The organism is Candidatus Arcticimaribacter forsetii (assembly GCF_910589745.1).
GTDB lineage: Bacteria > Bacteroidota > Bacteroidia > Flavobacteriales > Flavobacteriaceae > Arcticimaribacter > Arcticimaribacter forsetii.
This window is the reverse complement of record NZ_OU342399.1, coordinates 1,724,678-1,739,407: the sequence shown is the minus strand read 5'-3', so window position 1 is coordinate 1,739,407 and position 14,730 is coordinate 1,724,678. Positions and strand designations below refer to the sequence as shown.

Genomic DNA, 14,730 nt, shown 5'->3' with positions numbered 1-14,730 from the left:
ATATTGAAATTAAGCATTCAAAAACTCAACAGCTCTATTTAGAATAGATTTAGTTCTAAGAATTCTATAATGCCCTGTGCCCGTAACTTCTTCTAAAGTAGAATTTTCCCAAAATTCACTTACTTGCTTAGATTGGTTGACAGAAAGTACTCGATCATTTGTATCGTGTAAGATAAGAGCTTTCTTAACTCCAGATTTTTGAGCATATTCAGCAACATTCATTTTACTTACCTCAATTCCTTCTTCTTTTTCAATTTTATTGATCAATCTAGTAGTTACTTTTTTTGAAATCCCAACGCGATCGGCTACAAATTGAATTCGGTCCTCGAATTTATTTGGAGTGGTAAAAAGTACATAACGATCAATAGTTATTTGAGGATTGTTCCCCAGAAAAACAGAGGTTGCAACTCCACCAAAAGAGTGACTCACTAAGTTATTTATATTGTGTTTTTTAATTAAGGCACCGACAAGATCACTAAACTTAAAAAGACTAGTTTCTCCAAGTGAGCTTGCTCCATGTCCGGGTCCGTCGAACGCATATACCGTAAAATTATTTTCCACTAAAACTTCTATTAAATCAGCAAAATTTCCTGCTTGACCTTCCCAACCGTGGATTAATAATACGGATTTTGAACCCGATCCCCATTGGTAGGTTTTAATAGTAAATTTTTCAAAAGCAAAATCTTTTTGTTTTGATTTTGCCAATGACTTTATTTCGTGGGCTCTATATTTGTGAACCAGAGGGGTGGTAAGTTGTTTGTATGCAATTGAAACAAATAGATTTGGGAAAATTGAGGATAGGAAATGGATTAGATTTTTTTTCAAAATCAATAAGTTAGAGAATTTAAATATTAAAGCTAAAATAGTATCTTAACCCAAAACATTTCAATTATGAAGAACTTAATTTTTGCTTTTACTTTTTTTATTTCATTCGGAATAGTAGCACAGACAACTTATTTACATTGCGGTCAGCTTTTTGATAGTAAATCAGGATCAATAAAGAAAGAACAAACCATTGTTATTGAGGGGAACCTTATTACTTCTGTTGAAAAAGGATACAAAACAAATGAGTCGAGTGCTACTAAGATTATAGATTTAAAAAGCAAAACTGTTTATCCTGGTTTTATTGATATGCATGTCCATATTGAATCTGAGTCTAGTCCTAAAACTTATTTAAATAGATATAGATTAAACGAAGCAGATATGGCTTTCGATGCAGCAATTTATGCAGAAAGATCTCTTATGGCAGGTTTTACAACGGTGAGAGATTTAGGAGGTTCCGGAGTAAATATTGCACTTCGTAATGCGATAGCAAAAGGAAAAGTTCCAGGTCCACGAATTTTTACAGCGGGGAAAACACTAGCTTCAACAGGAGGACATGGAGATCCAACAAATGGGAATAAGTCGGAACTACAAGGAGATCCAGGTCCAAAACAAGGTGTTGTAAATTCTGTAGAAGATGCAAGAAAAGCAGTTCGTCAGCGCTATAAAAATGGAGCAGACTGGATAAAAATCACTGCGACAGGTGGCGTTTTAAGTGTTGCTAAAAGTGGAGAAAACCCTCAATTCACTAAAGAAGAAATAGCAGCTATTACTGCTACAGCACGTGATTATGGAATGCAAGTCGCTGCTCATGCTCACGGAGATGAAGGTATGTATAGAGCTGTCTCATCGGGTGTTAAGACCATAGAACATGGTACCTTAATGAGCAAAAGAACAATGAAATTAATGATTGAGAAAAATGCTTATTTAGTTCCTACAATTACTGCTGGGAAGCAAGTAGTTGAGAAAGCAAAAATTCCAGGATATTACCCAGATATTATTGTTCCGAAAGCATTAAAAGTTGGGCCTAAAATCCAGGAAACATTTAAAAAAGCTTACGAAATGGGAGTTCCAATTGCCTTTGGTACAGATGCAGGTGTATTTCCACATGGTCTGAACGGAAAAGAATTCGGTTATATGGTTGAGGTTGGTATGCCTGCAAGTGAAGCAATTCAGTCTGCTACAATTGTTAATGCATCTATTTTAGAACAAGATAAACTGGGCCAAATAAAACCAGGTTTTTATGCTGATATTGTTGCTTCAGATCAGAATGCACTTGTAGATATAAAAACCCTTGAAAACATTACGTTTGTAATGAAAAACGGTGAAGTCTTCAAGCACAATTAGATTTAAGCAATTGCTCCTGAACTTGTTTCAACAGAGCGATCAATTTTTTTAACAAGGCCTTGTAAAACTTTCCCTGGTCCAACTTCTACAAAAGAGTTTGCACCATCTTCTAGCATTTGCTGAACACTTTGAGTCCATCGAACTGGAGCAGTAAGTTGTTCTATTAAGTTAGCTTTTATAGTAGCTGCATCTGTGATTCCAATTGCGGCCACATTTTGATATACTGGGCAAATTGGATTTTTAATTTCTGTATTTTCTATTGCAGTAGCCAGCTTTGTTCTTGCAGGTTCCATTAAAGGAGAATGAAATGCACCTCCTACAGGAAGTGGCAATGCACGTTTTGCACCTGCTTCTTTCATAGCCTCGCATGCCAGTTTAATGGCTTCTATTTCTCCAGAAATAACCAATTGGCCTGGACAATTATAATTGGCAGCAACAACAATACCAGCTGTTTTTGCACAAACATCTTCAATGGTTTTGTCATCAAGTCCTAGAACAGCAGCCATAGTTCCAGGAACTTCGTCACACGCATCTTGCATAGCTAATGCTCGCTGATGAACTAATTTTAAACCACTTTCAAAACTCATTGCTTTTGCGGATACTAAAGCAGAAAATTCACCTAAAGAATGTCCTGCAACACAATCTGGCGTGAAAGAAGAACCCATAACAGTACTCATTATAACAGAATGCAGGAATATTGCGGGTTGAGTAACTTGGGTCTGTTTTAAGGCTTCTGCATCATCACCAAACATTATTTCAGTAATGTTGAATCCTAAAATATCATTTGCTTTATGAAATAGTGCTTTGGCTTCTTCAGAAGCTTCGTATAAATCTTTTCCCATTCCAGGAAATTGAGCACCTTGTCCAGGAAATAAAAATGCTTTCATTAAATTATTTTTTATCGTAAGTTAAATAAGTATAGTCATAAGGTTGGTTGTCAGTTTTAGACATAAATTCCTCTTTGACAACGATCCATTTGTTTTTATCAATTTTAGGAAAGAATACATCTGCATCAAAATCATGATGAACACGAGTAAGTTCAATTCTATTGCAGTGGTCCATCAAAAGAGAATAAATTTGAGCTCCACCAATTATAAAGGGTTGCGGGTCATCTTTTGCCATTTCAAGAGCTTCTTCTATATTTGAAGTAACCAAAGCTCCATCAGCTTTATAATTTTTGTTTCTTGTTAAAACTATATTAGTTCTGTTTGGAAGTGCTTTAGGCATCGATTCAAATGTCTTTCGACCCATAATAATTGCATGCCCAGTTGTTAGTCTTTTAAATCGCTTTAAGTCCTCAGGGATGTGCCAAATTAAATCATTGTCTTTCCCAAGAGCATCGTTCTCTGCTGCTGCAGCAATTAAGGTTATCGTCTTTTTTTTAAGCATTTCTGAGCTTTTATTTGAAACATTATCTTCTTCGTATAAGACCTGTTCGTTCTGAGATTTAATTGTTTCTTTTAATTTATTCAAACTTTCTCTTCTAACTTTAGGATGTAAAACTTAATAACATAATCGAGTACAAAGACCGTAAAAATATGTTTAATAACAAAGATTTCCTTTGAAATATAACTAATGGAGTTTGTTATATTTACTAATTAGCAAAACATACTAATTCTCATCAATATAAAAATCTTTATGAAAAGTAATTACCCTACACTTGAAAACTGTACTTATCTTAACACAGCATACTGTGGTTTGTATTCTGAACGTTTACTGCAATGGAGAACAGAATCAGACCTTGATTTTGTTGCTAAAGGGGATTATTTTAAAAGTGAACAAGCCATTAATATTGAAAAGAATGCGGTGCATCAGCTTTCGAAATTGATGCGAACAGAAGAGGAAAATATTTTTTTATCGACAAGTTGTTCTGCTGGATTAGAAGCTTTTTTGTTGAAAATCCCAAAAGACTATCATTTTCTATTAATTAATGATGATTACCCTTCTATTACAGAAATGGTAACAGATCATCAATTTAAATTTTCGGAAGTTTCGATGAGTAGCACCTTGGAGTCATCTGTTTTAGAAGAATTAAGAAACCGTCCGTATCAAGTTTTACTTTTTAGTGCAGTCCAGTATAATTCAGGTCTTTTGTTTGATATGAATTTTATTGAAGAAATTAAAAATGAATTTCCGGAATTAATAATCCTGGTTGATGGCACCCAGTATATTGGAAACCAGCCATTTGATTTTAATAGAAGTCTTATTGATGGAATATTTGTAAGTGGATACAAATGGTTGTTAGCAGGGCATGGAAATGGTTTTTTGTGTTTGAAAAAATCACTTCTGAATAGGTTAAAAATTAGTGCTATTGATGTGTTTAATCTTTTAGATCGGGGTCATAGGGCTCCAATCGCAATGGGTTCATTAGGTTTTGCTGTCGAAGAATTAATGTCTTATGATCTTGATGTTGTTTTTCAGAAAAATAAAGAATTAGGCAATTATTTATTTGAGGCGCTTAAAAAAAGAAATCTATTAGAGGATTTTATTTCTGAAAGAAAAAAACATTCAACAATTTTTACAATTAAAGTAAACAAAGCATTATTTGAAATTCTAAAAAAGAATAACATTCGTTGTATTCAACGTGGATCAGGAGTTAGAATTGCAGTTCACTTTTATAACACTAAAGCAGAAGTAGATTTTTTTCTCCAAGTTTTAGACAAAGCAGTTAAATAGCAACAGCTCCTTTTATTAATGGAAAGGGATCGTAATCTATAAGTTCAAAATCATCAAAGGTGAATTCAAAAATATCTTTTATTTCAGGATTAATTTTAATTGTAGGTAACTTCTTAGGTTTTCTAGATAATTGAAGTTTAATCTGTTCTTCATGATTTGAATAAATGTGTGCATCACCAAAAGTATGAACAAAATCACCTGCTTTAAGACCGCAAACTTGAGCCATCATTAGTGTTAGTAATGCGTAAGAAGCTATGTTGAAAGGGACTCCCAAAAACACGTCTGCACTTCTTTGGTATAACTGACATGAAAGTTTTCCGTCGGCAACGTAAAACTGAAAGAAGGCATGACAGGGAGGAAGAGCAGCTTTGTTGTTTGCAACATTTTCCGAGAAACTCTTTGATGTATCAGGCAAAACACTCGGGTTCCATGCAGAAACCAACATTCTTCGACTATCCGGAGTTGTTTTTAAGGTGTGAATAATATCTTTTATCTGATCTATTTCCTCGCCATTCCAGTTTCTCCACTGGTATCCATAAACAGGACCTAGGTTTCCTTTTTCATCTGCCCACTCATTCCAAATTCTAACACCGTTTTCTTGGAGGTACCCTATGTTGGTATCTCCTTTTAAAAACCATAATAATTCATGAATTATAGATTTTAAGTGGAGTTTTTTTGTGGTTACCATTGGGAATCCTTTCGAAAGATCAAAACGCATTTGATATCCAAAAACACTCTTTGTTCCAGTTCCAGTTCGATCTGTTTTTTCAACTCCCTCTGCTTGAATGTGTCGAATTAGGTCTAAATATTGTTGCATTTATAAAATATTATAATCAAATGTATATTTTTATTTTTCCGGAAAAAAGTCGGTTTGGGAATAGTTATTAAAATTATCCGTTAACAACTAAACTTAGTTATTTTCTTCTCGAGAGTTCATCTCTTATTTTTGCTGCAGCCTCGTAACTTTCAGCTTTGACAAGTTTGTTGAGCATGGCATGAAGATCTTTTGTAGAAAGTTTGGTTAAATTTTGAACCTCCTTGTTTTTTGAATCTTTTTCGTCAATGAAATTTTTAATCCAGTTTTTATCTTCTTGTTCAGATTTACTAACTCTTATGTCGTCAGAGTAACTTGCTTTTGACATAATGTTCTCATAGGTAAAAACAGGAGCATTAAATCGGATGGCTAACGCAATAGAGTCAGAAGTACGGGCATCTATAATTTCTTCAATTTCGTTTCTATCACAAATTAAGCTTGAAAAAAAGACCCCGTCAACAAGTTTATGTATAATTACTTGTTTGATAGATATTTCAAATCGTTCCATCAGGTTAATGAATAAATCATGGGTTGATGGTCGGGGTGGAACGATATCGTTTTCGAGACCCACTGTAATTGCTTCAGCTTCGTACCCTCCAATCACTATTGGTAATTTTCTATTCCCATCACTTTCCTTTAAAATCAAGGCATAAGCCCCAGTTTGAGCTTGAGTGTATGATACTCCAATAATTTCAAGTTTAATCAAATCCATAACATCATTTACGACGTGAAATTAATCCTTTTTTAAAATATTCACATTATTTTTCCTTATTTTCATTTCAATTAGCAATTTCTCTGTGTTTTAGGTTTTTTATATACATTTAAAAAACTTAAATTTGCGCACCTATAAAAAAAACTAGAAATAAATTCTATGAAAGTATTACAGTTTAGACAAGCTATTTGTGAGGCGATGAGCGAGGAAATGCGTAAAGACGAATCCATTTATTTAATGGGTGAGGAAGTAGCAGAGTACAATGGAGCATATAAAGCATCTAAGGGAATGTTAGATGAGTTTGGTGAAAAAAGAGTTATTGATACTCCAATTTCTGAATTAGGTTTTGCTGGAATTGGTGTAGGATCTACAATGACTGGTAATAGACCAATTATTGAGTTCATGACTTTTAACTTCGCGCTTGTTGGAATTGATCAAATTATAAATAATGCAGCAAAAATTCGTCAAATGTCAGGCGGTCAGTTTCCTTGTCCTATTGTGTTTAGGGGGCCAACTGCTTCTGCTGGACAACTTGCAGCTACACATTCGCAAGCTTTTGAAAGCTGGTATGCAAACTGCCCTGGGTTGAAAGTTATTGTACCTTCAAATCCATACGACGCTAAAGGTCTTTTAAAGGCAGCAATTAGAGATGATGATCCAGTAATTTTTATGGAATCTGAGCAGATGTATGGAGATAAAGGTGAGGTTCCTGAAGAAGAGTATATCCTTCCAATTGGAGTTGCCGATATTAAAAGAAAAGGAGATGACGTAACCATTGTTTCTTTCGGAAAGATAATCAAAGAAGCATACATTGCTGCAGATGCTCTTGAAAAAGAAGGCATCTCTTGTGAGATTATTGATTTAAGAACTGTTAGACCTTTGGATATTGATGCGATTTTAACGTCTGTTAAAAAGACGAATAGATTAGTTATTCTTGAAGAAGCTTGGCCTTTTGGAAATATTTCCACTGAAATCACCTATCAAGTTCAAAATGAAGCATTTGATTATTTAGACGCACCTATTGAAAAAATAAACACTGCAGATACACCCGCACCTTTTTCTCCTGTGTTATTTCAGGAATGGCTTCCTGGAAGTGAGGATGTAATTGCAGCTGTCAAAAAAGTAGTTTACTTTAAAAAATAAAATAGTACGGATTACTACAACAATTATTAAAAAGATATTATGGAACAAAATGTTATATATATACCTCTAGTCCTTTCTGTATTAGGATTAGCATACATGTTTGTAAGAGCAAGTTGGGTAAAAAAACAATCTGCCGGTAATGAAAAAATGCAAGAAATTTCAAAAGCTATTAAAGAGGGAGCGCTTGCTTTCCTAAATGCTGAATATCGATTGTTATTTATCTTTGTCGTTATAGCATCAGTAGCACTTTTTGGTATTTCAGTTTTAGTTGACACAACAAGTTGGATGATTGTACCTGCATTTGTTTTTGGAGCTTTCTTTTCTGGACTTGCTGGGAATATAGGAATGAGAATCGCTACGGACGCCAATGCAAGAACAGCAGAAGCAGCAAAAACAAGTTTACCCAAAGCACTAAAAGTAGCTTTTGGTGGAGGTACAGTAATGGGATTAGGTGTTGCAGGACTTGCAGTCTTAGGTCTTACGTTGTTGTTTATGTTCTTAGTTAGTCAGTTCGTTGGACAAAGTGATTCTTTTTACAATGACATGACTATTGTTTTAGAAACCCTAGCAGGTTTTTCTTTAGGAGCTGAATCAATTGCATTATTTGCTCGAGTTGGAGGAGGTATATACACTAAAGCAGCTGATGTTGGTGCTGATTTAGTAGGTAAAGTAGAAGCAGGTATTCCTGAAGATGATCCTCGTAATCCAGCTACAATCGCGGATAATGTTGGAGATAATGTTGGAGACGTTGCCGGAATGGGGGCTGATTTATTTGGTTCTTATGTTGCAACAGTATTAGCTGCAATGGTACTTGGTAACTATCTTGTACGAGATATGTCTTTAAATGGACAGTATACGGATGTATTTAACAATATGGGGCCAATTTTACTGCCTGTTGTCATTGCAGGAGTAGGGATTTTAGCATCTATAGTAGGTACTTTCTTTATTAAAATTTCTTCTAACGATGCAAAAGAATCTCAAGTTCAAAAAGCTTTAGATATAGGGAATTGGGTTGCTATTTTAATCACTCTTGTTGCAAGTTATTTCTTGATTATTTGGATGTTGCCTGAAACTATGAATATGAAATTTTTTGGAGATGGTTACAAATCTATTTCCTCCCTAAATGTATTTTGGGCATCTTGTATTGGACTTGCAGTTGGGGCACTTATTTCTATGGTAACAGCTTATTATACAAGTCTAGGTAAAAAACCTGTTTTAGATATCGTTGAAAACAGCTCAACTGGAGCAGCGACTAATATAATCGCAGGTCTTGCTGTCGGAATGAAATCTACATTCTTATCTGTTATTTTATTTGCTGCGGCAATTTATGGTTCCTATGAGCTGGCTGGATTTTATGGAGTAGCATTGGCTGCCTCTGCAATGATGGCTACAACAGCGATGCAATTAGCAATCGATGCATTTGGACCAATTGCAGATAACGCAGGAGGTGTAGCAGAAATGAGTGAATTAGATCCAGAAGTTAGAGAACGTACGGATGTACTTGATTCAGTTGGAAATACTACAGCTGCAGTCGGAAAAGGATTTGCTATTGCTTCAGCTGCCTTAACCGCTTTAGCTTTATTCGCTGCTTATGTTACTTTTACCGGAATTGATGGGATTAACATTTTCAAAGCGGACGTTTTAGCAATGCTATTTGTTGGGGGGATGATACCGGTTGTATTTTCTGCTTTAGCAATGGAGTCGGTAGGTAAAGCTGCCATGGAAATGGTTGAAGAGGTCAGAAGGCAGTTTAGAGAAATTCCTGGAATTATGGAAGGTACTGGAACTCCAGAATATGCTAAATGTGTAGCTATATCTACAAAAGCTGCTCTAAAAGAAATGATACTCCCAGGTTTACTTACAATAGTGACACCAATAATTATTGGATTTATATTCGGAGCTGAACCTTTAGGAGGTTATATGGCCGGGGTCTGTGTTAGTGGAGTAATGTGGGCAATCTTCCAAAATAATGCAGGTGGAGCATGGGACAACGCTAAGAAATCATTTGAAGCTGGAGTTGAAATCAAAGGCGAAATGACTTACAAAGGATCTGAAGCTTACAAAGCAGCAGTAACTGGAGATACAGTTGGAGATCCATTTAAAGATACTTCTGGACCTTCTATGAATATCTTAATCAAGCTTACTTGTTTAGTGAGTTTAGTTATAGCACCAACTTTAAATCTAGATGGACATACTTCAGAATCTGTAGTAAAAGAAGATCAGATTAAAAAAGAGATTCGTGTTGAAGTTCAATCTACTGAGTCCGATCAAATGGAAGCTACAATTACAACAACAACAACTGAAGGTGGTGAGGTAAAAGTTGAAACAAAAGTGATAGAGGGAACTGAAGAAGAAATTCAAGCTTCTATTGCAGAAATCAAAGAGGTTAAATTACACATTGAGCATTAACTGAGCTTATTTAATTATAACCCTTTAATTTCAGAGTCAATTTTTTCAATTATTTTTTCAATATCTTCAGGCTTATCAACGAAATTCAATTCATCAACATCAATAATTAATAAGTTCCCTTTATCATAATTATGAATCCAAGCTTCATAACGTTCGTTCAATCGGCTTAAATAATCGATGCTTATTGAGTTCTCAAATTCTCTCCCTCTTTTGTGAATGTTGTTAACTAAGTTTGGTATGCTGGATCTTAAGTAGATCATTAAATCTGGTCCTGTTACCATGCCTTCCATTAATTCAAATAAAGATTTGTAGTTCTGGTAATCTCGCTGAGACAATAAGCCCATAGCATGAAGATTTGGTGCAAAAATGTGAGCATCTTCATAAATACTTCGGTCTTGAATTACATTTTTTCCGCTTTTTTGTATTTCTATGAGTTGTCCGAACCTACTATTTAAGAAATAAATTTGAAGGTTAAATGACCAACGTTCCATTTGATGATAAAAATCATCTAAATAGGGGTTTTCAACAACCTCTTCAAAATGACCTTGCCATTTATAATGTTTTGATAATAAATCTGTAAGACTTGTTTTTCCTGCTCCTATATTGCCGGCTATAGCTATGTGCATAATTATTTAATTAAAATTACAGATATACATACATTGTTTAGAATGTAAATCATTGGTGATTGTCCCCATAAATGTACTATCAAAAGAATTAAAAAAAAATTATTCATATGGATTTTGTTTTTAATTTTTATGAATTACCTTTGTATCAAATAACTGAGGAAGGATTTGACTGATTGCAACCCTCATAAAAAAAATGCTAAACCAGTGTTGCTTTAAAAGAAGTAATCTTCAAATCCTTCCAGAAAGCAACCTTAAATGTCATATTTTTTTACATCAGAATCAGTAAGTGAAGGCCATCCAGATAAAGTGGCTGATCAAATCAGTGATGCTCTCGTTGATAACTTTTTAGCTTTTGACCCGGAAAGTAAAGTAGCCTGTGAAACTCTTGTTACAACTGGACAAGCAGTTCTAGCAGGAGAAGTTAAAAGTCAGACCTATTTAGACGTTCAAAAAATTACGCGAGACACTATTAATGGAATAGGCTACACAAAAGGCGAATATCAATTTAGTGGAGATTCTTGTGGAGTTATTTCATTAATTCATGAACAATCTAAAGAAATAAATCAAGGAGTAGATCGTGAAGTAAAAGAACGTCAGGGTGCTGGAGATCAAGGAATCATGTTTGGTTATGCCTCAAATGAAACGGATAACTATATGCCGTTAGCTCTCGATCTTTCACACAAGCTTTTAATTGAGTTAGCTGCTTTAAGAAGAGAAAATAAAGAAATTAACTATTTACGCCCAGATGCAAAATCTCAAGTTACATTAGAATATAACGAGGATGGAGTTCCGATTAGAATAGATACGATCGTAATCTCAACCCAGCATGATCAGTTTGATTCTAATGATGAGGCTATGCTTGCTAAAATTAAAAGTGACCTTGTTTCCCTTTTAATTCCGAGAGTAAAGAGTCAATTGCCAGAGCGAATTCAACGTCTATTTGATGATAAGATAACGTATCATATAAACCCAACAGGTAAATTTGTAATTGGAGGTCCACACGGAGATACTGGATTAACAGGACGTAAGATTATTGTCGATACTTACGGTGGAAAGGGAGGTCACGGAGGCGGAGCTTTTAGCGGTAAAGATCCAAGTAAAGTAGATCGAAGTGCAGCTTATGCTTCTAGACATATTGCAAAGAATCTTGTAGCTGCAGGGATAACTGACGAAGTTTTAGTTCAATTGAGTTATGCAATTGGAGTAGCTGAGCCTACATCAATCGCTGTTAACACCTACGGAAAATCAAAAGTTGATTTTACTGATGGAGAAATTGCAAATAAAATTATTTCATTATTTGACTTAACTCCTTTTGGGATTGAAAAACGATTAAAATTACGAACACCCATTTACTCAGAAACCGCTGCTTATGGACATATGGGAAGAGAGCCAAAAAAAGTAACTAAAACTTTCGAGTCTCCTTACAGCGGAACAATTACCCAAGAAGTAGAATTATTTACTTGGGAAAAACTAGATTATATAGAACAGATTAAAAAAGAATTTAATATTTAACAGCCATGGAAAATCACAATTTCGAAACAAAATCATTACACGCAGGTCACGAACCATCAAACTCTCAAGGTACTAGAGCCGTTCCTATTTATCAGTCAACTGCCTATGTGTTTAATGACGCAGATCATGCTGCAAATTTATTTTCTTTAGCGGAACCAGGTTATATCTACACCCGTTTAAATAATCCAACAAACGACGTTTTAGAGCAAAGACTTGCTGCCCTTGAAGGAGGTATAGCAGCAGTGTCAACTGCATCTGGTACTTCAGCGATTTCAACTGCTTTAATGGTTTTATTAAAATCAGGAGATCATATTGTAGCTTCCAATAGTTTATATGGAGGAACCTATAATTTATTAAACGTTACTCTTCCTCGATTAGGGATTACAACAACTTTTGTAGATCCTAGCGATCCTTCAAATTTCGAAAAAGCAGTGCAAGACAATACACGTGCTTTCTTTGTAGAGTCTCTTGGAAATCCTAAGTTGGATGTTTTAGATTTAAAAGGTATTGCCGCTTATTCTAAAAAAGCAAAAGTTCCATTTATTGTAGATAATACTGTAGCTACACCTGCTTTATTAAATCCAATTGAGCATGGAGCAAATATTGTAATCCATTCTTTAACTAAATATATAAACGGAAATGGTACCTCTTTAGGTGGTGTTATAATTGATGCTGGAACATTTGACTATGGTAATGGTTTATTCCCTGAATTTACTGAGCCATCTCCAGGTTATCATGGATTAGTTTACCATGAAGCTTTAGGAGCAGCCGCATTTATTGCAAAAGTAAGAATAGAAGGTTTAAGAGATTTTGGAGGAGCATTGAGTCCATTTAATAGTTTTCAAATTATTCAAGGATTAGAAACTCTTTCTCTTAGAATGAATCAACATTCTAAAAATGCTCTTGAAATTGCACTTTGGTTAGAGCAACAAGAAGAAGTTGCCTGGGTAAATTATCCTGGATTAAGTTCGAGTAAGTATAATGTATTAGCAAAAGAGTATCTCCCTAAAGGCCAAAGTGGAATTGTTACTTTTGGTTTAAAAGGAGGGTTTGAAGCTGCAAAACAAGTTGCAGATAAAACCAACATATTCTCTCTTTTGGCGAATATTGGTGATACAAAGTCATTGATTATTCATCCAGCAAGTACTACGCATCAGCAACTAGATTCAGATTCTCAAAAATTAACAGGAGTTACTCAAGATTTAGTTCGACTTTCTATTGGTTTAGAAGATATTGAAGACTTAAAGAACGATTTAAAACAAGCCTTTTAAAGCCAAAGATGAACGCATCTCAACTTCATAATGGAATACATTTATTAACTCTTTCTAGTGGGAGAAAACTAAGTTTTCAAACATTCGGACAAGATTACCATACTGCGCCAATAGTTCTGGTAAATCATCCTTTAACGGGTGACTCTAGGGTAACAGGAGAGTTTGGTTGGTGGAATAATTTAATTGGGGAAGGTAAGCCGATTGATACAAATACCTATGCAATTATTTCTTTTAACATTCCAGGAAATGGTTTTGATGGTAATTTAATCGATGATTTTGAGTCTTGGAATACAGGTACAATTGCCCGTTTTTTTTATGAAGGTTTAAAGCAACTAGGAGTAGGCCACTTACATACTGTAATTGGTGGTTCGTTAGGGGCAGGAATTTCTTGGGAAATGGCAGCACTTTACCCGGACTTCATAACAAATTTAATTCCTGTAGGAGGAGATTGGAAGTCTACAGATTGGATGATAGCGAATACTTTCGTTCAAAAACAGATTTTAGCTTTAAGTTCTGATTCGCTTGATGTTGCCCGTATGCACGCTATGCTATGTTACAGGACCCCAGAGTCTTTTAAGATTAAATTTAATAGAACCGTGAATGAAGAACTCGGCTTATTTAATGTAGAGTCTTGGTTAGCCTATCATGGAGAAAAATTAACGAATAGATTCCAAGTTCAAGCATACAAAACAATGAATCATTTACTTGGTTCTATTGACATCACAAGAGATGGAAGAACCTTTGAAGAAATTGTCAAAAGTATAAAGTCATCTATCCATATTTTCTCAATTGATAGTGACTTGTTTTTTCCATTAAGTGAGGATAAAGAAACTGTAGAGAGAGCCAAAAAAGTTGGCGTAACGATTAATCATCAAATCATAACTTCTAAATATGGTCATGATGCTTTTCTGATGGAATCAGAAAAAGTAGTACCTCTTTTGAGCCCAATATTTAATTAAAAATACAACTATGAAAATTTCATTAAATAGGATAAATGAAGATTATCTTTTTGAAGCTACAAGTTCAAATGGAATGAACGTTTTATTGGATAATAAATCTAAAAAGGAAGGGAAAGTTGAAGGAATAAGCCCAATGGAAGTTTTACTCATGGGGGTTGCAGGCTGCAGCAGTATTGATGTGGTTGCAATTTTAAATAAACAAAGAATTAATCCAGTAACGCTAAGAATGGAAGTTGAAGGAGTTCGAGATCCTAATGCAGTTCCAGCTCCATTTCAAGAAATTAATGTTTCTTTATTTTTAGAAGGAGAAGATATTAGTCCAGAGAAGGCTAAGCGAGCTGCTCAATTATCTTTCGATAAGTATTGTTCTGTTTCAAAGTCTCTTGACCCCAATATCAAAATAAATCAAATCATTTTTGTTAACGGAGAAAAAGTATAG

At 34.7% G+C, this 14,730-nt stretch carries 14 protein-coding genes; 8 read left to right on the top strand and 6 right to left on the bottom strand.

Features of this window, described 5'->3' with window-relative positions; genetic code table 11:
- Window positions 1–9: 9 nt before the first annotated feature.
- Window positions 10–825 carry an alpha/beta fold hydrolase gene (locus tag NG655_RS08015; protein WP_252158802.1) on the bottom strand — a complete coding sequence of 272 codons (816 nt, stop codon included), beginning with the start codon at window positions 823–825 and terminating at the stop codon, window positions 10–12.
- A 66-nt stretch (window positions 826–891) separates the two neighbouring features.
- Between NG655_RS08015 and NG655_RS08010 the strand changes: the two genes are divergently transcribed.
- Entirely contained in the window at window positions 892–2,169 is a 1,278-nt protein-coding gene (locus NG655_RS08010; RefSeq protein WP_252158801.1) for a metal-dependent hydrolase family protein, read from the top strand.
- 2 nt (window positions 2,170–2,171) lie between these two features.
- Here the strand turns inward: NG655_RS08010 and fabD are convergent, their stop codons facing one another.
- Together fabD and NG655_RS08000 are read right to left on the bottom strand one after the other, a co-directional pair.
- Entirely contained in the window at window positions 2,172–3,056 is an 885-nt protein-coding gene (gene fabD, locus NG655_RS08005) for an ACP S-malonyltransferase (protein WP_252158800.1), read from the bottom strand.
- A gap of 4 nt (window positions 3,057–3,060) precedes the next feature.
- Window positions 3,061–3,642: a dihydrofolate reductase gene (locus tag NG655_RS08000; RefSeq protein ID WP_336511177.1), complete on the bottom strand. Its 582-nt coding sequence runs from the start codon at window positions 3,640–3,642 to the stop codon at window positions 3,061–3,063.
- A gap of 165 nt (window positions 3,643–3,807) precedes the next feature.
- On the opposite strand from NG655_RS08000, the gene NG655_RS07995 reads away from it, so the two are divergent.
- Window positions 3,808–4,845 (top strand): aminotransferase class V-fold PLP-dependent enzyme, encoded by a 1,038-nt coding sequence (locus NG655_RS07995; RefSeq protein ID WP_252158799.1) that lies wholly within the window; start codon window positions 3,808–3,810, stop codon window positions 4,843–4,845.
- Here the strand turns inward: NG655_RS07995 and NG655_RS07990 are convergent.
- Together NG655_RS07990 and NG655_RS07985 are read right to left on the bottom strand one after the other, a co-directional pair.
- On the bottom strand, window positions 4,838–5,662 hold the full coding sequence (locus NG655_RS07990; RefSeq protein WP_252158798.1) for a thymidylate synthase: 825 nt from the start codon (window positions 5,660–5,662) through the stop codon (window positions 4,838–4,840). The genes NG655_RS07995 and NG655_RS07990 overlap by 8 nt on opposite strands.
- Before the next feature lie 97 nt (window positions 5,663–5,759).
- Window positions 5,760–6,371 carry a bifunctional nuclease family protein gene (locus NG655_RS07985; protein WP_252158797.1) on the bottom strand — a complete coding sequence of 204 codons (612 nt, stop codon included), beginning with the start codon at window positions 6,369–6,371 and terminating at the stop codon, window positions 5,760–5,762.
- Window positions 6,372–6,530: 159 nt separating this feature from the next.
- On the opposite strand from NG655_RS07985, the gene NG655_RS07980 reads away from it, so the two are divergent.
- Both NG655_RS07980 and NG655_RS07975 read left to right on the top strand, forming a co-directional pair.
- Window positions 6,531–7,514, top strand: coding sequence for a pyruvate dehydrogenase complex E1 component subunit beta (locus NG655_RS07980; RefSeq protein WP_252158796.1), 984 nt, complete (start codon window positions 6,531–6,533; stop codon window positions 7,512–7,514).
- A 39-nt stretch (window positions 7,515–7,553) separates the two neighbouring features.
- Window positions 7,554–9,923, top strand: a complete 2,370-nt coding sequence (locus tag NG655_RS07975; protein ID WP_252158795.1) for a sodium-translocating pyrophosphatase — start codon at window positions 7,554–7,556, stop codon at window positions 9,921–9,923.
- Window positions 9,924–9,937: 14 nt separating this feature from the next.
- On the opposite strand, the gene NG655_RS07970 is transcribed toward NG655_RS07975, so the two are convergent.
- A complete protein-coding gene (locus NG655_RS07970) occupies window positions 9,938–10,549 on the bottom strand; it encodes a deoxynucleoside kinase (RefSeq protein ID WP_252158794.1) in 612 nt (203 codons plus the stop codon).
- A 255-nt stretch (window positions 10,550–10,804) separates the two neighbouring features.
- Here NG655_RS07970 and metK point away from each other — a divergent pair, with 255 nt between their 5' ends.
- Genes metK through NG655_RS07950 form a run of 4 tightly spaced genes read left to right on the top strand, consistent with a single transcriptional unit; the run spans window position 10,805 to window position 14,730 of the window.
- Window positions 10,805–12,061, top strand: a complete 1,257-nt coding sequence (gene metK / locus NG655_RS07965; RefSeq protein ID WP_252158793.1) for a methionine adenosyltransferase — start codon at window positions 10,805–10,807, stop codon at window positions 12,059–12,061.
- A gap of 5 nt (window positions 12,062–12,066) precedes the next feature.
- The gene (locus NG655_RS07960) at window positions 12,067–13,332 is read left to right on the top strand and encodes an O-acetylhomoserine aminocarboxypropyltransferase/cysteine synthase family protein (RefSeq protein WP_252158792.1); all 1,266 of its coding nucleotides are present in this window, start codon (window positions 12,067–12,069) and stop codon (window positions 13,330–13,332) included.
- Between the two features lie 8 nt (window positions 13,333–13,340).
- On the top strand, window positions 13,341–14,291 hold the full coding sequence (locus NG655_RS07955) for an alpha/beta fold hydrolase (RefSeq protein ID WP_252158791.1): 951 nt from the start codon (window positions 13,341–13,343) through the stop codon (window positions 14,289–14,291).
- Window positions 14,292–14,301: 10 nt separating this feature from the next.
- Window positions 14,302–14,730, top strand: coding sequence for an OsmC family protein (locus tag NG655_RS07950; protein ID WP_252158790.1), 429 nt, complete (start codon window positions 14,302–14,304; stop codon window positions 14,728–14,730).

Bases quoted from the DNA above. Each gene is read 5' to 3' on its own strand.
- NG655_RS08010 (WP_252158801.1), top strand. From the start codon at position 892: ATGAAGAACTTAATTTTTGCTTTTACTTTTTTTATTTCATTCGGAATA.
- fabD (WP_252158800.1), bottom strand. From the start codon at position 3,056: ATGAAAGCATTTTTATTTCCTGGACAAGGTGCTCAATTTCCTGGAATG.
- NG655_RS07995 (WP_252158799.1), top strand. From the start codon at position 3,808: ATGAAAAGTAATTACCCTACACTTGAAAACTGTACTTATCTTAACACA.
- NG655_RS07990 (WP_252158798.1), bottom strand. From the start codon at position 5,662: ATGCAACAATATTTAGACCTAATTCGACACATTCAAGCAGAGGGAGTT.
- NG655_RS07985 (WP_252158797.1), bottom strand. From the start codon at position 6,371: ATGGATTTGATTAAACTTGAAATTATTGGAGTATCATACACTCAAGCT.
- NG655_RS07980 (WP_252158796.1), top strand. From the start codon at position 6,531: ATGAAAGTATTACAGTTTAGACAAGCTATTTGTGAGGCGATGAGCGAG.
- NG655_RS07975 (WP_252158795.1), top strand. From the start codon at position 7,554: ATGGAACAAAATGTTATATATATACCTCTAGTCCTTTCTGTATTAGGA.
- NG655_RS07970 (WP_252158794.1), bottom strand. From the start codon at position 10,549: ATGCACATAGCTATAGCCGGCAATATAGGAGCAGGAAAAACAAGTCTT.
- metK (WP_252158793.1), top strand. From the start codon at position 10,805: ATGTCATATTTTTTTACATCAGAATCAGTAAGTGAAGGCCATCCAGAT.
- NG655_RS07960 (WP_252158792.1), top strand. From the start codon at position 12,067: ATGGAAAATCACAATTTCGAAACAAAATCATTACACGCAGGTCACGAA.
- NG655_RS07955 (WP_252158791.1), top strand. From the start codon at position 13,341: ATGAACGCATCTCAACTTCATAATGGAATACATTTATTAACTCTTTCT.
- NG655_RS07950 (WP_252158790.1), top strand. From the start codon at position 14,302: ATGAAAATTTCATTAAATAGGATAAATGAAGATTATCTTTTTGAAGCT.